The organism is Limnospira indica PCC 8005 (assembly GCF_000973065.1).
GTDB lineage: Bacteria > Cyanobacteriota > Cyanobacteriia > Cyanobacteriales > Microcoleaceae > Limnospira > Limnospira fusiformis.
Genome location: NZ_FO818640.1, coordinates 2876285 through 2900553, shown reverse-complemented (window position 1 = coordinate 2900553; position 24269 = coordinate 2876285). Strand labels below are relative to the sequence as shown.

Genomic DNA, 24269 nt, shown 5'->3' with positions numbered 1-24269 from the left:
CCAGATGGGAGTCTGATTGGGCTTTGATTGCAATCGTAGCACATTTTAATTATATGTCAAGTGTAACTGAAATATAAATGTTTTGCGATACGCTTGCAAAATAAATACAGGTGGTGTATTATAAAAGTGGAGAACAATTAAGTGGCAATGGCCAAGCCAGCAGAACCAGGGGCAATCCAGGAGATTGCGGAGGAACTAAGTCAAAACAACTATCTGTTTCGGGGTTTGGATGTGGCTGAACTGTCGGAGGTACTCTCCACGGGAGAAGTCACACCCCAAAAGCTGTACTCGGGTCGTTCGGTGTATACGGCCTTCCGTCCTGATACGTCGATCGCATCCCTTTATGTGGTCAGCAGTGGTGGTCCGGTAATCCTGCGGAGTTCACCTTTAGACCGAATCATTGCTATCACCTATCCGGGTAGTTGTTTTGGAATGCGAAATCTGGCTTTAGGCTATGGGCGAGTGTCGCGGTCTTTTCCGAGTTTGGTGGAGGCTTACAAAACCACTGATGCGATCGAGATTGACCTAGACATTATTAAAACCCTCCACGCTGAGAATGAGATATTCCGCGATCGCTACGATTATTTATTTGAACTGCGGGAAAAATTCCAATATCACCTACTTAACTGTAGTACCCATCCCCCCCAAGCGGTGGCTGCATTATTAAGGGGACTCATCTACCAAGAGCGATCGCTTTTGAATCAACCCCAAGCCGATGATATTTATGTTTTTGACCTACCCATTGATATCATCGCTCACGCCGCCCAACTTAACCACCGCACCGTTGAACAGGTCTTAAAAGGAATGCGTAAACAAGGGCTTTTACTACCCCCTCAAAATGACGATTCCTCTAACGACACCATCCGGGTTTGTGACCCCGAAGGACTCAAAGAAATCTACAGCGCCACCCGTGACAAGGTATCTTGGTGGCCTCTGCGTTAAGGTCAAATTATCAACTGTCAATTATTAACGGAATTTTAGCCATGACTATTCAAGTAGAAAACCTGGTAAAATGCTTTGGCAATTTTGTAGCTTTAGACAACATCAATTTAACAGTTAAAACCGGGTCGCTGGTGGCTCTATTGGGGCCGTCTGGTTCCGGTAAATCGACTTTACTTAGAGCGATCGCTGGATTGGAAAAGCCAGACTATGGGAGGATTTATTTAGAAAATGGTGATGTAACTAATGCCCAGGTTCAAGATAGACAAGTGGGGTTTGTGTTTCAACATTATGCCCTATTTAAACACATGACCGTGCGCCAAAATATCGCTTTTCCGATGGAAATTGCCCGCCGTCCTAAGTCTTATATTCGCCAGCGAGTTGCCCAATTATTAGATTTAATTAAATTAGAAGGATTAGGCGATCGCTATCCCGTGCAACTATCCGGCGGACAGCGCCAGCGCATAGCCCTCGCCCGCGCTTTAGCAGTCGAACCCAAAGTGTTATTATTAGATGAACCCTTTGGCGCTTTAGATGCCAATGTGCGGCAAGATTTAAGGTCTTGGTTGCGCCGCCTCCATGATGAAGTTCATGTCACCACCTTAATTGTCACCCATGACCGCGAAGAAGCCATGGAAATTGCCGACGAAATTGTAGTCATGAATAAGGGTATGATTGAACAGGTCGGCACTCCCCAAGAGATTTACGATCGCCCTTCAACTCCCTTTGTCATGGGTTTCATTGGTCCCGTTAATATGCTCCCGGAAAACAGCCTTAATAGTCCTTCTCCTGTGTTTATCCGCCCTCACGATATCCGCATTAGTAATATAGCTAATCATAAAACTATCCCCGCAGTAATTCAACGGATAGTCTATAAAGGATGGGATGTACAGGTAGCCTTATCTTTAAGGGATGGCACTCAGATTAATGCTCAATTAACCCGGGATGAATGGGATATTCTAGGTGTGGATATCCAGAAAAAAGTCTACATTTTCTCAGATAAAGTTGTTGCCTTTGATGAAGCACTTCAAGCTGTTAGTTAGTCGTCAATCAACTCATCATTCTCAGGAGATAAAAAGCCCGGTCTTAAATTCTTCTCGAGTCCGGGATCATCTCGCCAATGAGCGCACCTATCTAGCTTGGGTGCGAACCTCTCTAGGATTAGTCGGCATTGGACTTCTGATAGCTCGTCTATGTTATCTTATCCCAGATATTTCTGCTAAAAATAATCAGATTTTGTTCCTAAGTTTAGGGTCCTTATGTTTAGGAATATTAACTATCGTGATGTCTACACATCAATACTTTTTAGTACGACAAAAAATTGATGGTCAAACCTATGAACCAACCGGAGGGTGGATTGTGGTTTTCAGCTCCGCTTTATTGGTACTAGCGATAATCCTAGTTTATGGAATCTTAAATATCACTGATATTTAGGATGAATCTCAATAGCCCAGAATTATTTTCATTATCTCTTGATAGACCATCAACATGAGCGATTTAACACACCGAATTAGCCAACAAGAAATCAGCCAAATTCCACAAAATGCTGCTAGTAGGTCTTTTAATCGGCGAGATTTTCTACCTGAAGAAAGTCAGTTTTTTTGGTTAATTAAAAAAGGAGTTGTCCGAAGTATAGCTTATACAGAAGACAATACAGTTGTCTGCACCGGAATTTGGTTAGTTGATGATATTGTGGGTAAACCTTTATCGCGAACTTCACCCTATATTATAGAAGCATTAACCCCAGTTAAAGTGATAGCAATTCCCACAAGTTCTTGGCAACCTTCCTCTGAATTAATTTTCAACTACTGGCAAAATACCGAGACGTTACTGATGGCTCGTGCCAATCACAGCGCTTGGTTTATTTTGCTGAATGTTCTCAACTGGTTATCTCAGCGTTTTGGTAATCGTACCAGTGAGGGATATTTAATTGATGTGAGGTTGACACATCAAGATTTAGCCGAATTATGCGGATTGACTCGAGTCACAATTACTCGTTTACTCAAACAATTTGAATCGGAAGGATTAATTTATAGAAATTCTAGTAGAATTATCCTCAACGATGAGTACAGCACTTGGTACTATCAAATTTGATGGGTATAACCTCAAGTTGGGTTGAAGATTTGATCTAAGCACTGTATTTCAAGAAGAAGAGTTTTTGATACTACCTCCCCTCCCAATTCTCGGAGAGGGAGATTTTTTCCTGAGCAGAAGTTGACTCCCCTCGGCAGCGAGTAGCTGAAACCCTTTGATAGCAAAGAATCTAGTAGTTACACAAGCGATCGCTCGCAAAATTTAAAAAAATTCAAAAATGTATTGCAAATGTTTTGAAATTCATGTATATTAGATTTACAGATTGACAAGCAAGTTGTCGCCCTATTAGACCGGGCACAACATCAGTCCCGAAATATATAACTAGGAGTATTGAATATGGTGAAATGGTTTTTAGATAACAGTCTCGCCATCGGTAGGACTCCCCTAGTCCGTTTAAATCGCGTAGTTGGTGATAGTAGCGCGACTGTTCTGGCTAAAATTGAAGGTCGTAATCCAGCCTATTCGGTTAAATGCCGTATTGGTGCGGCGATGATTTGGGATGCAGAACAACGAGGCTTATTAGGATCCGGTAAAGAAATAGTTGAACCCACCAGTGGTAATACAGGAATTGCCTTAGCCTTTGTCGCTGCTGCCAAAGGCATTCCCCTCACCTTAACCATGCCTGAAACGATGAGTTTGGAACGACGGAAATTGCTGCGGGCTTATGGAGCAAATCTAATTTTAACCGAAGGCTCAAAAGGCATGGTGGGCGCAGTAGCAAAAGCTGAGGAAATTGCAGCTTCTAATCCCGATCGCTATGTTTTATTGCAACAGTTTCGTAACCCAGCAAATCCCCGGATCCATGAGCAGACCACTGGGCCAGAAATCTGGGAAGAAACCGAAGGAGCGATCGATATTCTGGTTTCAGGAGTGGGTACAGGCGGAACAATTACCGGAGTATCCCGATATATTAAACACACTCAAGGTAAAGCCATATTATCAGTGGCAGTAGAACCGGAAGCCAGCCCAGTTATATCCCAAACCATTGCCGGAGATCCAGTAAAATCAGGCCCCCATAAAATCCAGGGCATTGGTGCAGGCTTTGTCCCAGAAGTGCTGGATTTATCAATAGTTGATGCCGTAGAAACTGTCACCAATGAAGAAGCAATTTTCTACGCTCAACGGTTAGCTAAAGAAGAAGGAATTTTATCAGGTATTTCCTGCGGAGGAGCGACAGCAGTGGCAGTCAGACTAGCCCATAGACCAGAGAATCAGGACAAAACTATTGTGGTTATTTTGCCAGACTCTGGTGAACGTTATCTCAGTTCTATTCTTTTCCAAGGAGTATTTAACGAGCAAGGTTTAGCTGTTTAATTTTGCCTTAAATTTCCTAATATTTGCCCCGGTATTAGCTGACAATAAACCATGACCAATGATAGCTATATTTCCCTAACTTATAGCCCCGTTAGCAAAACTCCATGGGATATTGAGTCAGTGATTACAGCTTTATCCCAGCCTCGCAAGCAGGCTTTTAGGAGTTGTTCACAAGAGCGAAATTATGTTCCCTTGCCATCCCGTAAAATCTTATTTAAGATGGTGGATAAACTCAGGGGGGCTTTATTTCCTTTCCACTTTGGCAATCCCGATCTCCGAGAAACTTCTACCCATTATTTTATAGGTCATACCCTTAATGAATCTCTGCAATTACTCGAACATCAAATCCAACGAGAGCAGTCGTTGATTGCTTCAGAAAATCAGGTAGAAGAATCTAAAATTCGGGAAAAAGCTAGGTCAATAGTGCAGGCTTTTGCCGAACAACTACCTGAAATAAAAAACCTGCTAGAAAGTGATGTTTGTGCCGCTTATGATGGCGATCCATCCGCCAAGAATTTAGACGAGGTGCTGTTTTGCTATCCGGGAATTACGGCAATTACCTATCATCGAATTGCTCATGCACTGTATCGTATTGACTCACCTTTATTAGCTAGAATTATTGCGGAAATTGGTCATTCAGAAACGGGAATAGATATTCATCCTGGGGCTACTATTGGCAATAGTTTCTTTATCGATCACGGTACAGGAGTAGTAATTGGTGAAACCACTGTAATTGGCGATCGCGTCAGGATTTATCAAGCCGTTACTTTAGGGGCAAAAAGTTTTCCTCGCGACGAATCTGGCAGTTTAATTAAAGGCAATCCCCGTCATCCAATTATCGAAGACGATGTAGTGATTTATTCCGGGGCAACAATTCTCGGCCGAGTCACTATAGGTCAAGGATCAACCATAGGCGGCAATGTTTGGCTAACCCGTAGTGTACCAGCCGGAGCTTTTGTCTCCCAAGCTCAAGTACGGGAGGAAATTTTTGATGCAGGGGCAGGCATTTAACTTGCCTCTCTAATTCCCAGCCAGATCATATAGCTATAAAGAGGGAATAAGATATCCCCGCCTATCAACCCGCTGATAAATCACTGCAGACAGCAGAAACCCAGTTTATGGAAAATAAGCGACAGTGATTTTAGCGATAGATTTTAACCTCATTCCTTGAATAAATCGGAGTTACAATCGATGACTAGCACCAATAACCCTGAACTGCAATTAGCCGTTAATGATGTTGCAGCGCGTCAGTTGGCTAATGCCACAAAAACCGTTCCTCAATTAGACACAATTAGTCCCCGTTGGTTTGTGCGTCTGCTGCACTGGACACCTGTTGAAGCCGGGATATATCGTCTCAACAAAGTCAAAAATCCTTCTCAAGTCGAAGTGGCTTGCTCAGAACGAGATGAGCGAGAATTACCTGAAACCTTTGTGGATTATCAAGAACAGCCGCGAGAATATTTTCTCAGCGCTGTTAATACGGTTATCGATGTTCACACTCGTGTTTCTGACCTTTATAGCAGTCCCCACGATCAGATCCATGAACAGTTGCGCTTGACGATTGAAATTTTGAAAGAACGTCAAGAAAGTGAACTGATTAATAATCCTGAATACGGGTTGCTCAATAACATTGTTGACAGTCAAAAAGTACAGCCCCGAGGTCTGGCTCCTACTCCAGATGATCTTGATGAGTTATTGGCGAAAGTTTGGAAAGAACCCGCCTTTTTCCTGGCTCATCCTAAAGCGATCGCTGCCTTTGGTCGCGAAGCCACCCGCCGTGGCGTTCCCCCTGCTACCGTTTCTTTATTTGGTTCTCAATTCATCACCTGGCGCGGAGTGCCCTTAATTCCTTCCGATAAACTCGCGGTGAATAATGAGGGCAAAACCAATATTTTACTGCTGCGGGTCGGCGACAGTCGTCAAGGGGTAGTTGGCTTGTATCAACCGAATTTGCCCGGTCAACAGGGACCCGGACTGTCCGTGCGCTTTATGGGAATTAGCCGCAAAGCGATCGCCTCTTATCTCGTCTCTCTGTACTGTTCCTTAGCCGTCCTGACCGACGATGCGGCTGCCGTTCTTCAGAACGTTGATGTCAACCAGTATCACACCTACTAATGACTACCCCCAAACTTTACCCGGAAAATTCCCTGACAGAAGGGCAGGCGAAACCCAACCCTAGTCCCTCTGTCACTGATTTGGGGGGAGATGGCATCAACCCCTTATTTAAAGCGGACACTTTTGAGCAACTGGCGAATGCTTTTATTCAAGAAGTGAAGCGCAGCGGCATTGATGTGCCATTGCCCGACTCCCTAAATATCCCTCAATCGGCTCAGGATGTTAGTGGTCCGGGCTCCAATATTCATCAACAAAATCTCGATGGGAAATTACCGTCAGTATCCACACCTCACTTATCTGTTGGGGAGCCGCAATTCTATTTTAGCGATCCCGGTGTCGATCGCCCCGACTCCCCCCATTCCGTAGAGGAAGTACGCGCTGCTGCATCCCATATTCCCAAAGAAATTCCCCAGGCGATCGCAACTCCCGCAACTCCTACAGTTCCGGATCTATCCTTAGCATCGGTTCCCACACCATCTATCCCAACTGTCACCCCCAACTTCTATTTTTTAGAACATTTAAGTCAAGGGGTAGAAAGACAAAAACCAGATCAGAGCATCCCTAAAACTGTTGAGGATTATTCCCCACAGAATTACAGGCAAAATTCACCGATTGACCCATTTTTTGTGCCTCTGGCGGCGGTGACAAAACATGATATTTTCGATGTCGAAACTATCCGCCGTGATTTTCCCATTTTTCAGGAAAAAGTCAACGGTAAACCCCTGATCTGGTTTGATAATGCCGCAACCACTCAAAAACCTCAAGCCGTCATCGATCGCCTAGTTCATTATTACTCCCATGAAAACTCCAACGTTCACCGCGCCGCCCATGAATTAGCAGCCCGGTCAACAGATGCCTACGAAGCCGCCAGAGAGACAGTTCGTCATTTTATCAATGCCTCCTCCGTCAACGAAATCATCTTTGTACGAGGAACCACAGAAGCCATAAACTTAGTGGCGAAAAGTTGGGGAGAACAAAACATCAAAGCCGGGGATGAGATTGTTCTAAGTCATTTAGAACACCATGCTAATATTGTGCCTTGGCAACAGTTAGCAACTCGGACCGGAGCCAAGTTGCGTATTGCACCCGTAGACGATCGCGGACAAATTTTGTTGGAAGAGTACCAACAACTGCTCAATCCTCGCACAAAATTGGTAGCTTTTTCCCAAGTTTCTAATGCTTTGGGAACCATTACCCCGGCGGCAAAAATGATTGCCCAGGCTCATCAAGTGGGTGCCAAAGTGTTATTAGATGGCGCTCAGTCCGTCTCTCATATTCCCATTGATGTGCAACAACTCGGTTGCGACTGGTTTGTTTTTTCCGGTCATAAAATCTTTGGACCCACTGGCATTGGCGTTGTTTATGGTCACGAAGACCTATTAAACGCCAGTCCCCCCTGGCAGGGTGGCGGCAACATGATTGTTGATGTCACTTTCGAGCGCACTGTTTATCAAAATAGTCCAGCCCGATTTGAAGCGGGGACGGGGAATATTGCTGATGCAGTGGGATTAGCCACAGCCCTTGATTATGTTCAACAGATTGGTTTACCAAATATTGCCCGTTATGAGCATGAATTGCTCGAATATGCGACCACGGGTTTAAATACTATTCCTGGTCTGCATTTAATTGGTACTGCCCCAGAAAAAGCTGCTGTCCTTTCCTTTGTTTTGGATGGTTTCTCAGCCGAAGTTGTAGGACAAGCACTCAACCAAGAAGGCATCGCTGTGCGTGCGGGTCATCATTGCGCCCAACCTATTTTGCGACGGTTTGGTTTAGAGGTAACTGTGCGTCCGTCCTTGGCTTTTTATAATACTAAATCCGAGGTAGATGCTCTGGTTCATGCTTTGGAACGAATCCGACAAAAGGAATTAGGCTAATTAGCAAAGATTCCAGGTTTCTTCATTGGTCAATTTTTTTGATAGAAACCTGGTTTCTTTTTTCCGTTTTTTTTGAGGCTGGTTAAATCAGAAAATAATTTGCTTTAAACTGGGGGTTCGTATGATTTCAGATGCTTCTCTTACCGTGGCTATTGTCGGCGCAGGATTTAGTGGGACAATGGTGGCTGTCCACCTGTTAAAAAATACTCATAGACCTCTGATAATAAAGCTCATAGATTGTAACGATATTGGCAAAGGAGTTGCTTATAAGACTACAACTAATAGCCATCTACTCAATGTTCCGGCAGGAAAAATGAGTGCTTTTCCTGATGACTCCAGTCATCTCCTCCGTTGGCTCAATTTTAATTATCATACCCTAAAAACTTGGCTGCCCAATCAACCTGATTCCAGTCTTTTTATTCCTCGTCGAGTTTATGGACTATATATTCAATCGGTTTTACAAGAAGCTGAATCCACTGCCTCAAGTTATGTCAACCTCGAACGTATTATTGATGAAGTTGTTGGGATAAAGCCTCAAAATAATGGAGCAATTGTTTGCCTCAAAAATCAAGATAATTTTGCCGCTGATAAAATAGTTTTAGCTCTCGGTAATGGAGCCACTCCTCCTCCTCTTTCTTTAGGTAAGTTACAGAGTAATTCCAATATTCACCCATCCTATATACGCAATGCTTGGTCAAAGGATGCGTTAACCGGGCTAGAGGTCGATGATTCTGTGTTATTGATTGGTACAGGATTAACAATGGTGGATATGGTGATGTCTCTGCGCGATCGCCATCACCAAGGTAAAATTTATGCTGTTTCCCGTCATGGTTTATTGCCTTTGTCTCATCAGCCTAGCCAACCCTACCCGAATTTTTTAACTAAAAATACCGCGCCCAAAACGATTAGGGGTTTATTAAAGTCTATTCGTGCGGAGATTAAAACAGCCACGGAATTGGGTTATAATTGGCAGTCTGTCATTGATTCGCTTCGTCCGGTGACTCAAGAATTGTGGCAAGAATTATCAGCCGTTGAACAAAAAAGATTTCTGCGTCATGTCAACCGTTACTGGGATATTCATCGCCATCGTTTGGCTTCAGAAATTGGCGAAATTATGGAAAGTTTAATTATTGCTAAAAAACTCATTATTAAATTTGGAAGAATTGGCAATTATACACAAACAGATAGTGGAATATTGGTAGATATTTATAAAGGCAATTTTCATGTAAGCATACAAGTTAAAAAGTTGATTAATTGCACGGGAATACAAGTAGATTATCGAAACTCAAAACAGTCTTTAATTGCTGATTTAAGAAACCAAGGATTAATCTGTCCTAACCCTTTGGGTTTGGGACTATATACTTTACCTAATGGGGTGATATTAGATGCCCAAGGTCAAGGTTCTAGTTTACTTTATACCCTTGGACCTCCCCGGAAAGGTGATCTATGGGAAACTACAGCTATCAAAGAAATCCGGGAACAAGCCCAATTATTAGCAACAACTATATTAAATGATCTACCTTTATGGGTGCGTCCTGTAGCGCCTTTATCTACATCTAATCATAACCATAGCAGTGAATTAAATTTATTATTTCGTCAGTTATTTGATCAACAGTCAAGCACTTATACTTATTTAATTGCTGATCTGGAGACTAAACAAGCAGTTTTAGTAGATACAGTGTTGGCAAAAATAGACCGTGATTTACAATTAATAAATGATTGGAGATTGAATCTTTGTTACTGTTTAGAAACTCATCTGCATGCTGACCATATTACTGGTGCTGGTCAATTGAGAAAGCTAACAGGTTGTCAAGTTTTAGTTCCTAAAAATGACCGAATTAAAGGTGCAGATGGACAGTTAGATGATGGTGATATTGTCAATTTGGGAAGTGTAAATATTCAGGCGATCGCTACTCCTGGTCATACTAATAGTCATCTAGCTTATTTAATTAACCATCGTTATTTGTTAACGGGAGATGCCTTATTGATTCGTGGTTGTGGACGCACTGACCTACAATCAGGAGATGCCGGAACTCTTTATGATACTGTGACACGAAAGTTATTTACCCTATCGGATGATATTTTGGTTTATCCTGCCCATGATTATAAGGGTCGCACGGTTTCTACCATTGGCGAAGAAAAAATGTGCAATCCTCGATTAAGTCAACGCAGTAGAGAAGAATTTATTACCTTAATGGAACACCTTGATCTAAGTTATCCGAGTCAAATGGCAGAGGCGATCGCTGCCAACGAATGGTGTGGCGATCGACCTTAAAATCACTCGATTATATCGCTAGATCACCTATCTATAATCATAGCAAATACTGGCATATTGCCGCAAATTTAATCAAGAGCAATACAACTTCAAAAGCGATCGCCTTTCTGGGTCCCTATCCCAGAGGGGAGACCGCTGTTGTGAGGGAGGACAGCGTTGTGAGTAGGGAATTTATAGTTCGTTATTTAAATTAAACTTAACCGACAATTAACCCCCAAATGATAAAAAATTGAGCAGCCACTCAAAAACCGAGGTCAAGCACCCTTGATAAATCAGCCCCAGGTATCTGAACACTCCCAAAGTAGTGAAAGTTACCAAACTCAGGAAAAAATCAATACCTCTAGCCCAATAGAGTGAATGGGAACTATAATAGTAACATATACTCACCAACCAACCAGAGCAAAACTCCCATCAACAGAGAGGCATGGTTTATGCAAGCCACCAGATCAAGAACCACCGATCCAGCCCATGACGTTTTACGCTACGACCACCAACCCCTCAAAGCCATATTTTCACCCCAAACAGTAGCCGTCATAGGTGCCACCGAAAAACCCAACAGTGTAGGGCGAACCTTGCTGTGGAACCTAATTCGTAACCCCTTTGGTGGTACAGTATTTCCTATCAACCCCAAACGTAGCAATGTTTTAGGTATCAAAGCCTATCCCAGCATAGGGGAAGTCCCAGAGACAGTAGATTTAGCAATTATTATCACCCCTGCGCCCACAGTCCCCGATATAGTGCGGCAATGCGTGGAAGCCGGAGTCAAAGGCGCAATCATTCTCTCGGCTGGGTTTAAAGAAATCGGACCCAAGGGGGTCGAATTAGAACAACAAATCCTGGAATATGCCCGCCAAAGCACGATGCGGATTATTGGTCCTAACTGTTTAGGACTAATGAACCCCCTCACCGGACTAAATGCCACTTTTGCCAGTGCCATGGCTATTCCCGGTAGTGTAGGCTTTATCAGTCAAAGTGGGGCTTTGTGTACCTCCATTTTAGACTGGAGTTTTCAGGAAAATGTCGGCTTTAGTGCTTTCGTCTCCATCGGATCAATGTTAGATGTGGGATGGGGAGATCTAATTTACTACCTGGGTAATGACCCCAACACCAAAAGCATTGTCATCTATATGGAGTCCATAGGAGATGCACGGTCATTCCTATCAGCAGCGCGGGAAGTAGCCCTAACTAAACCCATTATTGTCATTAAAGCCGGACGCACAGAAGCCGCAGCCAAAGCCGCAGCCTCCCATACGGGGGCCTTGGCGGGGAGTGATGATGTCCTTGATGCCGCTTTTCGGCGCTGTGGAGTTTTGCGGGTCTATCATATCGCCCATTTATTCTCCCTGTCGGAATTGCTGGGAAAACAACCACGCCCGAAAGGTCCCCGCCTCACTATTTTAACTAATGCAGGGGGACCGGGAGTGCTAACCACGGATACTTTACTGATTGAAGGGGGAACCCTAGCACAACTATCCTCTGAAACTACTAAGGCCCTTAACCAGGTTTTACCGCCCCAATGGAGTCACAGCAACCCGATTGATATTCTGGGGGATGCAGACCCGGAACGTTACGCGAAAGCCTTTGAAATAGCGGTGAAAGACCCTAATGGGGATGGGTTGTTAGTGATTTTGACTCCCCAAGCTATGACTGACCCCACTCAAACGGCGGAACAGTTGAAGTTTTTGGCAATGCAGGATCACAAAAAACCGATTTTGGCTAGTTGGATGGGTGGCGCAGAAGTGGCGGCAGGGGCTAAGATTCTTAATCAAGCCAATATCGCCACTTTCTCTTATCCTGATACGGCGGTGCGGATGTTTAACTATATGTGGCGCTATACCTACAATTTGCGTGGCTTGTATGAAACACCGACTTTCGCAGCTTCTGAGGATAATTTATCGACACTGGAAACGGCTAAACATCTGATTGATAAGGTTCATAGCCAAGGACGAAGTTTGCTAACTGAGTTTGAGTCTAAGGAACTTCTAGCACTTTATGGCATCCCGGTGGTTGATACTCGCATGGCTTCAAGGGTTGAGGAGGCTTTGGCGGCGGCGGAAGCTATTGGCTATCCGGTAGCCCTCAAATTGTTGTCGGAAACTATTACCCACAAAACTGATGTGGGTGGGGTTAAACTTAATTTGACTAGCGCTGAAGAAGTACAGGCGGCTTATGAGGCGATCGCTTCTTCGGTAGCGGAAAAGGTCGGACCTGAACATTTCCAAGGTGTCACGGTTCAGGAAATGCTTAAATTAGATGGCTATGAATTAATTATCGGCAGTAGCCTTGACCCTCAATTCGGACCAGTGTTGCTATTTGGTACGGGTGGGCAACTGGTGGAAGTATTTAAGGACCGTATCCTGGCTTTACCGCCCCTTAACACCACTTTGGCGCGGCGGATGATGGAACAGACCAAAATCTATAAAGCCCTGTTAGGAGTGCGGGGAAGGCCTCCTGTCGATATGGATGCCCTTGAACAGCTTATGGTCAGGTTTTCCCATATAGTGGTCGAACAACCCTGGATTAAGGAAATTGATATTAACCCTCTGGTAGCTTCGGAAGACCGACTGGTGGCCCTTGATGCGCGGGTGGTACTTCATGACCCAGACACCCCAGAAGACCAATTATCTAAGCCGGCTATCCGACCCTATCCTCAGCAATATGTCACCTATTGGGTTTCTCAGAAGGAAATCCCTATTACTATCCGTCCTATCCGTCCTGAAGATGAACCCATGGCGGTTAAATTCCATGAAAGTCTTTCGGAGGAAAGCGTTTATTTGCGCTATGCTCATCTGATCAAACTTAGTTCCCGGACAGGTCATGAACCTATGTCCCGACTCTGTTTTATCGATTACGATCGCGAAATGGCTCTGGTAGCAGAATACACCAATCCCGAAACCCACGAACGACAAATCATCGGCTTGGGACGACTTAGCAAGGTGTATGGTAGCAATGAGGCGGAATTTTCCCTATTGGTGGCTGATTCTTTCCAACGTCAAGGGGTAGGGACGCAGTTGCTTGAACAACTCCTATATATTGGTCGCCAGGAAAAACTCACTTCCATTATGGCAGAAATCCTCACTGATAACCGGGTGATGCAGCATATCTGCGAAAAAATCGGATTTACCCTTAACCGGGTAATTGGGGAACCCATGGTCAGGGCGGAAATTCAACTTTCCGATTAGCATTTGTTTGTTATTGTTTCTTTAGTGCTGGGGTAGCGATCGCGATCGCTACCCCTACCATTGTACAGGGGGGAGTTCACGTAAACCTCTTGGGAGCGTGGAAGCCCCGTGTCTTTAGACCGGGGAGGAAACGCGACAGGGGGACTTTAGTCCCCGTCAATCTTTCAAGCATAGGCGTAACCATCCTTCCTGTGAATCGGTTGGCAGTATTTGTGGCTGATGCCTGCCACCCGTACCGAAGCGGTGGTAATATCAAAACTACCAGACGCACGGCAGAGAACCCGTCCTAGATATGAGCCAATTTTCTTCCCCGCTGTGACCAGTGCCGTCACCATGTCGCCAGTCTGAAAGCCTTTATGAATTTGCCTCCTGGAGCGGTGACGATTCGGGAATCCGTACTTATTCGTCCCGCACATCTGACGGGTTCCATGCCCCTTTGCTAAAATCAGCAACGGTTTTGAAGTCAGAACTTCCAGTGATTCGACTGGTCCAACACAGGCAGCATCAAGCCAGTGAGCTTTAGGTAGGTTGAGCCTCAGTCGATTGAACTTCGTTTGTCCGCCCGTTCCTGTGGTAACTGGGAGTCCTGTTGCTTTCAGAGCCTTGAACAAGGCCCATCGGGTCGAGTTAACGGCAGCCGCATCTTTAAGGGGTGATTTGGCCTGCCTGAGAAGACGACTCAGGACATCAGGCTGGCCCGATAAAAAATCCCGAATGTCCCCATTGCCTTTGGCTTGATTGCATGAGTGGCAAGCCATCGTCAGGTTAGAAACCCGGTCAGAGCCACCCTTAGACCGAGGCTGGATCTGCTCAACTTCAAGTGGTACATTTTGAGCCCCACAGTAAGCACAGGTTCTGCCCCACTTTTCCAACAGGTATTCCCTGACTTCATAGCCTTGTAATTCTCCCTGCTGATACTCAACACCTGATATCTCAGGGTTTTCCATCAATTGCAGGTCGAACCGTACTAGCTCTTGGGTAATGCGGCCAACTGGGGCAAGTCTACGAAATCGGTGAACCCAGGTCATTAGAGTATCTACTCGATGCTGCAAGCTGGGAGCTAACCAACCCTTGCTCCGAGTCCGATTCAAGAACCGAGCTGGTCGATATCGGGTCTTGCGGTTTCGTCGAGAACGTCGGAGTTGACGACGAGAGAGCAATGCTTCTTTAATCTGCTGTCCTCGGTGCTGCAACTCGGCAGCAAAGATAATATGATTCCCTTGCTTTAAGGCAATTCCAGTGACTTTAGAGCCTGGGTCTAATTTCAGTTCGAGGGGTTCAGGATTAGCGTCAACCTCCTTGTTTAGAATAATGGTGAATGGGTAGCGTCGAAATACCGATGCTTTCCCGGCTTTGAGCAGTGATCGTGCCACCCCTGGCTTGCACGGTCTCAGGGGCTTGCGGTTGGTATCTAAAACGAAAACATGGTTAGACATTGTTGCGTCTGTTCTGATTGCTCGTAACGTTTGCTTCGCTAATGTTCAGAGTCGGTACTTTCCAAATCGCACTGTCTTAACCCCTTAGGACTGTTTAACGATTTGGTTCTAGTGCCTGGAACTAGCACGCATTCCAGGGTAGGAACTTTAACTCTTGCTCTGAACGTAGCCAGTTAAGGCTTAAGCTGGTCAGCTACCTGAAAGCGGGGGCACGAAGCCCCCGTGCTTCAGCCGGGGGTGCTGACGAATAATCTGGTAGACATAGGGGATAATTGGAGAACCCGCCCCTAGGTTTTAATGGTGGTGATGATCATGATCATGGCTATGGCTATGGCTATGGCTATGATGATGATGGCTATGGCTATGATGACCTGGATCTGATTGTACTGCCAGGCTAGGATTAATAGATAATGCGGTTTGGCTTAACAATGCCTCAATCTGAGGATCTGCCCAATTAGCAGCCATCTCCAGGAATTGGGGATGGTCATTGACACAAGCCATCTGAATATATCTTACTTGGGGATGTCGCCGCCGCAATGCCTCGATAATGTGTTCTACATCTAATAGGGTTTCGTGGTTTTCGGTAGCAAACCCTATGGGCATGAAGACAATAGCCGTTGCTCCTAATTCTATCAGATTATGGGCGGCTAGTTGTGCGTTCGGTTGAGTCCAGTCAATCAGGGGGGTATCATGGTTTAGCCAGCCTACAGAAATTAAGGGATAACGGTTGATGAGTTTTTCCCGGACTTTTTCATATAAGGCTTGACTTTCATCAATTCCTGATGTAAAACCCTTGGCTTTATGGGGGCATCCATGATTCATTAATACGATGCCAGTTTGGGAGGGTAAATGTGCGATCACCAATTCTTCCTCAATTTTTGCCTGCACTAATTCCGCCATTAAATCAATGTATTCAGGCTGATTGTAAAAGGAGGGGATATAACGCTGACCTGTCACCCAATGGCTGTTGGTATCGGCTAATTTTGCCAGGGCATTATTCACCTGTTCTACAGCTATACCACTGGTAAAAATTGAATCAACTACTAACAGTGGATAAATCAGGATTTTGTCGAATCCTTCACTTTTAATTTGACCTAAAACGGTTTCTGGTAGGAAGGGGGCGCAGAAATTAAAGGCTTTAAATACTTGGATGCGATCGCCCCATTTTTGTTGTAAATGTGCTTCAATTCCGGCGCGTTGTTTCTCAAAAATGGCATTATGGGGAGAAATGAAATTGCCATGCTGATGACTCCATTCATGGAGGTCAAAGATTGCCAAAATCCGCGCCAGAGGCGGATAAATCCAAGTGGGAACAGGGGCGAATTTGGCGGTTAACAGATTTAAAGCCTGTTCATTATAATTGGCAAAGTCTTCATAGCTTTCTACTTCTCCATAACCCATCAATAAAACGGCTACCCGATCTGATTTAGGGCGATCGCTTAATTGGGTGCTAGGATTTGTAATTTTCTCAGGAGTTGTCACCACGTCTTTATCCTCTGATCTCACCAATGAGCTATTTCCCCATAGTTTAACATCCCCTAGGGGGGGAGGGGGACAAAATATTGATAACTATGGGGAGGTGGGGGAGGTGGGGGGCTACCATAGCTAAAGCTACCCGATGAAATATCGCAGGAGTAGAAACCCTGTAGCGGCCAAAAATGCAGCGGTGGGGACTGTAATTAACCAAGCCAAGGCGATATTACCTACAGTCCCAAATTTAATAGACTTCCAGCCTTGAACAATTCCCACCCCGACGACACCGCCAACTAACGCATGGGAGGTAGAAACAGGTATCCCTAAGTTAGAAGCAATTAATACAGTGGTGGCGGTGGCCAGTTCAGCCGAAAATCCGGCACTAGGGGTTAAAGTGATAATATTTTCGCCGACAGTGGAGATCACTTTTTGACCCCAAACCGCCAGACCTGTAGCAATACCAGCGCCGCCAATAACTAATACCCAGAGGGGGATATGAAACTCTCCGAGGGGGACAGAAGCGGTTTGTCGGATATAGACAATAATGGCAAGGGGTGCGACAGTGTTACCAACATCATTAGACCCATGAGCAAAAGCAACAAAGCAAGCACTGAAAACCTGAAACTGAGCGAGTTGTTTTTCAATGGAGGACTTGCTATCACCGGATCTAAAAGTAGGTTGCCAACTAAACCAGGTAAGGCCAACTACAGCGAGACCAGCGATCGCAATAGTCAAATCATGGGTAGGAAAATTAAGACCCCATTGGCTTTTCATCCAAGAGGCGAGGGGTTGACTAATTTCTGGGACTACTAAAGTGCCAAACACTGCAATCATGGCACAACTGAGCCAGGGGGTCCATTCGAGAATTTGTTGTTGTGGGTGTGGGTGTTCCAAAATCCAGTATTTAATGAGACTGTAGAGTAAGGCAGCGATCGCCGCACTAATGAGGGGGGTAATTAACCAAGCCAGAGAAATCAAACCTACAGTTTTCCAGGCTACAGCAGTCCATCCTACAGCCACAGCACTAAATCCCGAAATAGCACCGACCACAGCATGGGAAGAGGCGACGGGTAAACCCTTACGGGTAGCAATTTGTAGCCATAACCCGGTCGAGACTAATACCGCTATCATACCCAATTGGAACAATTGAGGCGATCGGATAAATTCTTCCGGCTTGACTACCCCAGTAGCCAAAGTTTCCGAAACCCTACCCCCGAATAATACCGCCCCAAAAAATTCCAGAACCCCAGCGATGATAATAGCTTGTCGGAGAGTAATCGCCTTTGACCCTACAGAAGTCCCCATAGAGTTAGCCACATCATTGGCTCCGAGGGTGCAAGCCACATAAAAAGCTAACAGACAGACGAACCACAGGGGAATTAAGTTGATGGGGGAAATTTCCATTAGCAAAGATGAAATTCAGATGAAATTAACCGGATAACTAGGGAGAGTGTTTGTTATATTAATGATGTCGTGCGAGACGTTTAGGAGTCAAATAAGGCTGCAATGCCTGAAATAACCTCCTAGTGGGACTTTCACCCCTTGGTGGAATATAAGGAACTCGTATCCTGACCATCCCATAACTGTTTATATGTCCCAACGTTTGGTATAAAAAAATATACCAAACAAGGCAGGGAACTCAAGGTCAAAACGCAAAACCGGAAATCTTAATGATTCCTTAACAATTGCGTTGAGAGTAACGGCGATAGCCACCCCCAATTTTAGGATTCACAACCCTGGGATTGAAGCGGGGAACGGAAGGCATGAGGGAAACCTAGTTCCAATAATATGACCACTGCCAACCATCCATGACTAAGGAAATCTGAATGCTCCGACTTGAACCATCGTCATTAATAAGTAGCGAAATAGGTTGACACGCTGCGTTCAAAAGAATAAGGGGAAAAGTAGGGTAATTACAACAACACCTACACAGACCTTTAAAGTACCCCGGTGGACAGGACAAGTCTAAAGATGGAATGCCCATATAAACGGAACGTTTTAACCCCTTTTAGGCTCTGAGTATCTGGTCGAGATAATCAGTAGTGAAAGTGTAAGCGCAAGCCTATTAGGGGGTGAGATGTGACCAAAAGCCAACGCCCAACTGTAATGGTAGGGATATGCTAACGGGTCACGGTTTGATTGTAAAGAATAGAGTCTAGTAGGAGTTACTATGGCGAATGCGAGTTTAAAGAAAGGTTTTGAGAAATCAAAGCTAATCAAGACTACGAATGCATGGAAACAAATTCCCTGGGCAAAAGCTCAGAGAAAAGTTTTCAAGCTCCAAAAGAGGATATATCAAGCAGCTAAATCGGGACAGAACGCAAAGGCACGAAGGTTGCAACGTCTACTGGTGAAATCATATTATGCCCGACTCTTAGCAGTGCGGCGAGTGACCCAAGATAATCAAGGCAAGAAAACAGCCGGTGTCGATGGAATGAGAGCAATCTCACCAAGGCAAAGGTTTGAAATTGTTGAGAACATCAAAGGAAATCTCAAAGCAAAACCACTGCGACGGGAGTGGATTCCAAAACCTGGAAGGGATGAAAAACGCCCTCTGGGAATACCCACCATCCAAGATAGAGCAAGGCAAGCCTTGGTTAAATCGGCTCTCGAACCTGAATGGGAATCGAGATTTGAAGACACTAGCTATGGATTCAGACCTGGAAGGTCTGCCCATGATGCAATATCCAGAATCTTTCAGAGTATCAACAAAGGAGGTTATTACGTTCTGGATGCAGATATAGCTAAATGTTTTGACCGAATAAACCATGATTACCTTCTGTCCAAAATTCATTGTCCAAGCAGTCTAAAAAGAGACCTGAAATCATGGCTCAAAGCAGGCGTGCTAGATAACGGTGTATTCGAGGATACAGAAGCAGGGACACCCCAAGGAGGGGTAATAAGTCCACTCCTAGCCAACATCGCACTGGATGGGATGGTTAGGTTCATAAAGACAATGTATCCAAATAAAGGAACAACCTTTCAGGTAAACCTCATAAGATACGCCGATGATTTTGTGGTCATATCCAAAGACCTAAGAATCATTGAACAGTGCAAAATTGCCATTTCCGAATGGCTAAAACCTGTAGGACTAGAAATAAAACCTGAAAAGACTCGAATTTGCCATACGCTCAATCCCATTGAGTATAACGGCAAAACAGAAGAACCAGGATTTGACTTTCTAGGATTCAATATCAGGCAATATCCAGTAGGAAAATATAAATCTGGAAAAAGTGGGGGAAGAAGAAAAGGAGGCTTCCTATTTAATAAAAACCCTCACAAAATGTTGGGACTCAAAACTCATATCAAACCCAACAAAAAGGCAATTAAAGCCCATACAGAAGTGATAAAAGGTGTAATTGAACAACATAAAACAGCACCTCAATCAGCCCTGATTAGCAGACTAAACCCAATCATAAGGGGATGGTCAAACTACTATTCAGGAGTCGTCTCATCTGAGACCTTCGTTAAACTAGACCACATAGTGCGAAACGTTTAGGAGTCAAATAAGGCTGCAATGCCGAAATAACCTCCTAGAGGGCAATTAGACCTTTACACGGTTACTCAGTATCGGTCTAACCCCTCAACTGTATATATGTCCCGACGCTTAGGGAGTTGTGAATCTAAGCAAGGCAGGGAACTCAGGGTCAATCCCATTTAAGAAATCACAGAATACACTTTTATCTTCCAAGTATACTACAAGGAGGAGTATTTCAACCCACTTGGGGTGATTTGGGAAAGAGTAAAGGCGGTAGCCACCCCCAGTTTCAGAAATCACAAATCTGGGATTGAAGCGGGGAACGGAAGGCGTGAAGTAGAACCTACTACCAGAGGCGACCACTGCCAACCATCCATGATTAGGGAAACCGAATGTCTGGCTTGAACCACCGTAACTAGTTAGCGGCGAAATAGGCTGATACGCTGCGTCCAAAAGGACAAGGGGAAAAGTAGGGTAATTATGTCATCACCTACACAGACCTTTAAAATGTACCCCGGTGGATAGGACAAATCTAAAGATGGAATGCCCATATATACGGAACGTTGAAACCCCTGTTGGGCTCTCTGCGAGTACATCTCGTAGAGTAGTGAAAAGTGTAAGCGCAAGCCCATAAGGGGAAGGGATGTGACTGAAAGCCAATGCCTAACTGTAATGGTTGGGATATGCCCACTAGTCACGATATGGATATAGAGACTGCGATAAGTAAGAGTTTAATGGCGAAAGCGAGTTTAAAGACTAACGCAAGCATATAGCTCCCAAAGTTGAAGTCATAAAGCAGGGGGTAGTAACCTTGTTCCTTTGACAAAGAGGGTATCCACATCAGGAGCCGTGTGAAGGGAAACTTTCAAGCACGGTTTTGAATGGGAGTTGGGAAAGGTGACTTTCCTTTCGACCCCTACCATTTGGTTAATGTTACGGGCATGGACATCATCAAGATGCGGAAAGGCAAGTTACGAAAAGCTAGGAAACTACTTCCACAAAGGAACGGTTAAACTTAGCAACGGAAAAGAAAGACATGAAACTTGGTTATTCAAGACTAAGGATGGAATTCAATTATGGAAACATAACTGGACTCCAATTGTCAGACATACCCTAATACGCCCGGAAGCAACACCATACGACGGAAATTGGACTTACTGGGCAACCAGGAAAGGACAAGCAATTGATACGCCAATTAGAGTAGCCAAACTACTCAAGAAGCAAAAGGGGAGGTGTACCTGGTGTGGACAGTATTTCGCACCATCGGATTTAGTTGAAGTAGACCACATTATACCTCGAAGCCAAGGTGGAAAGGATGAATATAAGAATCTTCAACTATTACACCGCCACTGTCACGATGATAAAACGGCGTTAAACAACGCCAAAGCTGTATCCTTAACAATGGAACAGTCAGACTAGGAGCCGTGTGAAGGGAAACTTTCACGCACGGTTCTGAATGGGAGGGAATGGAGGCGACTCCATTCTCGACCCCTAATGGTGCGCGATGGTTTCCCGATTGTGGGTCAGACAGAACCCCCACTACCGCTAAATCCGCCACGTTACTGGTGGCAAGTGCCATCAACTAGGCGGTTTAACAGCTACCGAAAATATTGCAGAAATTGGCAACACCAACAACAATAGAATTATGGCAACAGTTTACGTTAATCCATCTACTGGCAACGATCAGGGCGACGGGAGCCAATCATCTCCCTACAAAACTCTGACGGCAGCCTGCGCTAAAGTTGAATCAGGAACTTTCATTCAATTAGAAACTGGAACCTATAATAGCGCTACTGGGGAACAGTTCCCAATTATGATTCCTAGCGGGGTCACTGTGGTGGGAAATGAATCGGGAACCGGAAGCGGGATTTTGATTGAAGGTAGTGGTCGCCATAGTAGCCCTAGTACAGGCGGCCAAGAAGTTACTATCGTGATGGCTACTAACGCTGAACTGCGGGGGGTGACAGTAACTAATAACCAAGTGAGGGGTACGGGAGTTTGGGTCGAGTCTACCTCGCCTAATATTGTACACTGCACATTTACCCGCTGTCGGCGCGAGGGAATTTACGCTACGGGTAATGGCTATCCTAATATCCTCAGTAATGCCTTTGTGGAAAATGAAGGCTATGGCCTCTCGCTGGAGGGTAATGTTCAAGGGGAAGTACGCAACAATTCCTTCCAAAATACGGGCTATGGTATTTCGGTTAAGGGTGAAGTTCAGACCCGCATTAGTGATAACACGCTTTTTGAAAATCGCTCGGGTCTCCTAATTGCTGGTAACTCTCGCCCTATTCTACGACGTAATTTGATTGAGCGCAACACTGGCGATGGTGTTGTAATTACTAATGATGCGGCTCCTGATTTGGGTAGCGCCAGCGAATCGGGTGGTAATATGATTCGCAATAATGGCGGGTTTGATATTAATCATGCTGGCTCAGTGGCGATCGCCTCTTTTGGTAATTTGCTCAGTGCTGGCCGAGTTCAGGGTAATATCAATGTGGTGGCTCAGAGCGCTCCGACTTCCTCACCCACTACTATCCATGTTAACGGATCTACAGGTAATGATTCGGCGGCGGGTACGGCTTCTGCTCCTTTCAAAACTATCACCCGTGGCTTACAACAGGCGACGGCGGGAACTGTGGTACAAGTGGCTCCGGGAACTTATACGGCAGCTACAGGGGAGACTTTCCCGTTGTATGTGATCTCTGGTGTCACGTTGATCGGTAATGAGTCTAGCCAAGGTAATGGGACTCAAATTACTGGAAGTGGTCGATTTGCTAGTCCTAGTGCGGCGGGACAAAATGTAACTATTGTCATGGAAAATAACTCGACCCTGCGCGGTGTGAGTGTGACTAATGAGGAAATTCGCGGCACTGCTGTTTGGATCGAGTCGGTTTATTGTGTGGTGGCTAATTGTCGGTTTTTTAACTCCAAGCGGGAGGGGGTTTTTGTCACCGGAACTGCTATCCCTCAGATTTTGACTAGCCACTTTGAAAAAAATGCTGGTAATGGTATCGCTTTGGCGGGAAATGCTAAGGGAGAAATTCGCGGAAACAAGCTACAGGATACTGGATTTGCGATCGCTGTTCAAGCCTCTGCGGCTCCGCTGATTAGCGACAACCATATTTATAACAACCGCACTGGTCTTGTACTTTCGGGTAGTTCTAAGCCTGTGTTGCGGAAAAATCTGATTGAGAATAATCTTCAGGATGGTTTGACTGTCATTGCAGATGCTTTTCCAGATTTGGGTAGCCCTCAAGATGCGGGGGGTAATATTTTCCGCAATAATGGTAAGTATGATGTCCAGAATGCTGGGAAGTTTACTTTGGTGTCTGTAGGAAATCAGATTAACCCCACTAACACGAAGGGAAATATTGATTTTAGTGCTAATGTGACTCCCAGTCCCAGTCCCAGTCCGAGTCCCAGTCCCAGTCCCAGTCCGAGTCCGAGTCCCAGTCCGAGTCCGAGTCCCAGTCCGACTCCGACTCCGACTCCACCTCCGGGAAGCGATCGCTTTAGTGATATTACCGGACATTGGGCGCGAGAATTTATTGTGCGCTTGACTGATATGAATATTATCAGTGGCTTCCCTGATGGTACTTTCCGACCTAATGAGAATTTAACTCGCGCGCAACACGCGGCTTTGCTGGCGAAGGCGTTTGATATGGCTCCTATTCAGCAGGCGACTGCATTTAGGGATGTGGCTATTGATTTCTGGGGGAAAATGGCTATTGAACAAGCCAACCGGGCGGGATTTTTGGCGGGTTTCCCCGATCGCACTTTCCGACCTAATGAGAATTTGAACCGGGCTCAGGCGGTGGTATCATTGATTAATGGTCTCAAGTTGACTGGTGGTAATCCTAATTCTTTGAATGGTTACACCGATCGCGGTCAGATTCCTAGTTATGCTACAGATGCGATCGCTACTGCCACAGAACGAAGGATTATTGTTAACTATCCAACTCGGACTACCCTCGCTCCTCAACGGGATATTACCCGTGCGGAAATTTCGGCAATTCTCTATCAAACTCTGGTAGCCACTGGGCGCGCTGAGGCGATCAACTCTCCTTACATTGTCTAGTCAAG

General features: G+C 45.1%; 14 protein-coding genes and 2 pseudogenes. 13 read left to right on the top strand and 3 right to left on the bottom strand.

All coding sequences use genetic code 11. The annotated features are described in order from the left end of the window. The first annotated feature begins 147 nt into the window (after positions 1-147). The 10 genes from XZ46_RS12575 to XZ46_RS12530 all read left to right on the top strand — a co-directional run bounded on the left by XZ46_RS12575 (position 148) and on the right by XZ46_RS12530 (position 13796). The gene (locus XZ46_RS12575; RefSeq protein WP_006625597.1) at positions 148-942 is read left to right on the top strand and encodes a Crp/Fnr family transcriptional regulator; all 795 of its coding nucleotides are present in this window, start codon (positions 148-150) and stop codon (positions 940-942) included. Positions 943-983: 41 nt separating this feature from the next. Beyond that, on the top strand, positions 984-1982 hold the full coding sequence (locus tag XZ46_RS12570; RefSeq protein WP_006619898.1) for a sulfate/molybdate ABC transporter ATP-binding protein: 999 nt from the start codon (positions 984-986) through the stop codon (positions 1980-1982). Beyond that, entirely contained in the window at positions 1957-2373 is a 417-nt protein-coding gene (locus XZ46_RS12565; protein ID WP_006670578.1) for a YidH family protein, read from the top strand. Before XZ46_RS12570 ends, XZ46_RS12565 begins: the two co-directional genes overlap by 26 nt. Before the next feature lie 54 nt (positions 2374-2427). After that, positions 2428-3033 (top strand): Crp/Fnr family transcriptional regulator, encoded by a 606-nt coding sequence (locus tag XZ46_RS12560; RefSeq protein WP_006625600.1) that lies wholly within the window; start codon positions 2428-2430, stop codon positions 3031-3033. A gap of 336 nt (positions 3034-3369) precedes the next feature. After that, positions 3370-4347, top strand: coding sequence for a cysteine synthase A (gene cysK / locus XZ46_RS12555; RefSeq protein WP_006670577.1), 978 nt, complete (start codon positions 3370-3372; stop codon positions 4345-4347). A 51-nt stretch (positions 4348-4398) separates the two neighbouring features. After that, positions 4399-5358: a serine O-acetyltransferase EpsC gene (gene epsC, locus XZ46_RS12550; RefSeq protein ID WP_008050881.1), complete on the top strand. Its 960-nt coding sequence runs from the start codon at positions 4399-4401 to the stop codon at positions 5356-5358. Between the two features lie 180 nt (positions 5359-5538). Beyond that, positions 5539-6462: a family 2A encapsulin nanocompartment shell protein gene (locus XZ46_RS12545; RefSeq protein WP_006670576.1), complete on the top strand. Its 924-nt coding sequence runs from the start codon at positions 5539-5541 to the stop codon at positions 6460-6462. Next, positions 6462-8339: a family 2A encapsulin nanocompartment cargo protein cysteine desulfurase gene (locus XZ46_RS12540; RefSeq protein ID WP_008050878.1), complete on the top strand. Its 1878-nt coding sequence runs from the start codon at positions 6462-6464 to the stop codon at positions 8337-8339. The genes XZ46_RS12545 and XZ46_RS12540 overlap by 1 nt, the downstream gene beginning before the upstream one ends. 121 nt (positions 8340-8460) lie before the next feature. Next, complete coding sequence (locus XZ46_RS37830; protein ID WP_008050877.1) at positions 8461-10614, top strand: FAD/NAD(P)-binding protein; 2154 nt, start codon at positions 8461-8463, stop codon at positions 10612-10614. 431 nt (positions 10615-11045) lie between these two features. Continuing rightward, positions 11046-13796: a bifunctional acetate--CoA ligase family protein/GNAT family N-acetyltransferase gene (locus tag XZ46_RS12530; RefSeq protein ID WP_008050875.1), complete on the top strand. Its 2751-nt coding sequence runs from the start codon at positions 11046-11048 to the stop codon at positions 13794-13796. 164 nt (positions 13797-13960) lie between these two features. Here the strand turns inward: XZ46_RS12530 and iscB are convergent, their stop codons facing one another. From iscB to XZ46_RS12515, 3 genes are all read right to left on the bottom strand, one after another. Beyond that, entirely contained in the window at positions 13961-15232 is a 1272-nt protein-coding gene (gene iscB / locus XZ46_RS12525) for an RNA-guided endonuclease IscB (protein ID WP_008050874.1), read from the bottom strand. A 294-nt stretch (positions 15233-15526) separates the two neighbouring features. Further along, entirely contained in the window at positions 15527-16717 is a 1191-nt protein-coding gene (locus tag XZ46_RS12520; RefSeq protein WP_008050871.1) for a ferrochelatase, read from the bottom strand. A gap of 126 nt (positions 16718-16843) precedes the next feature. Continuing rightward, a complete protein-coding gene (locus XZ46_RS12515; protein ID WP_006625611.1) occupies positions 16844-18109 on the bottom strand; it encodes an inorganic phosphate transporter in 1266 nt (421 codons plus the stop codon). A 766-nt stretch (positions 18110-18875) separates the two neighbouring features. On the opposite strand from XZ46_RS12515, the pseudogene ltrA reads away from it, so the two are divergent. The 3 genes and pseudogenes from ltrA to XZ46_RS12500 form a co-directional block, all read left to right on the top strand. After that, positions 18876-20192 (top strand): annotated as a pseudogene (ltrA, locus tag XZ46_RS12510) (group II intron reverse transcriptase/maturase); the annotation flags it as partial. 912 nt (positions 20193-21104) lie between these two features. Beyond that, positions 21105-21602 (top strand): annotated as a pseudogene (locus XZ46_RS12505) (HNH endonuclease); the annotation flags it as partial. Between the two features lie 226 nt (positions 21603-21828). Then, complete coding sequence (locus XZ46_RS12500) at positions 21829-24264, top strand: DUF1565 domain-containing protein (RefSeq protein WP_008050860.1); 2436 nt, start codon at positions 21829-21831, stop codon at positions 24262-24264. The last annotated feature ends 5 nt before the right edge of the window (positions 24265-24269 follow it).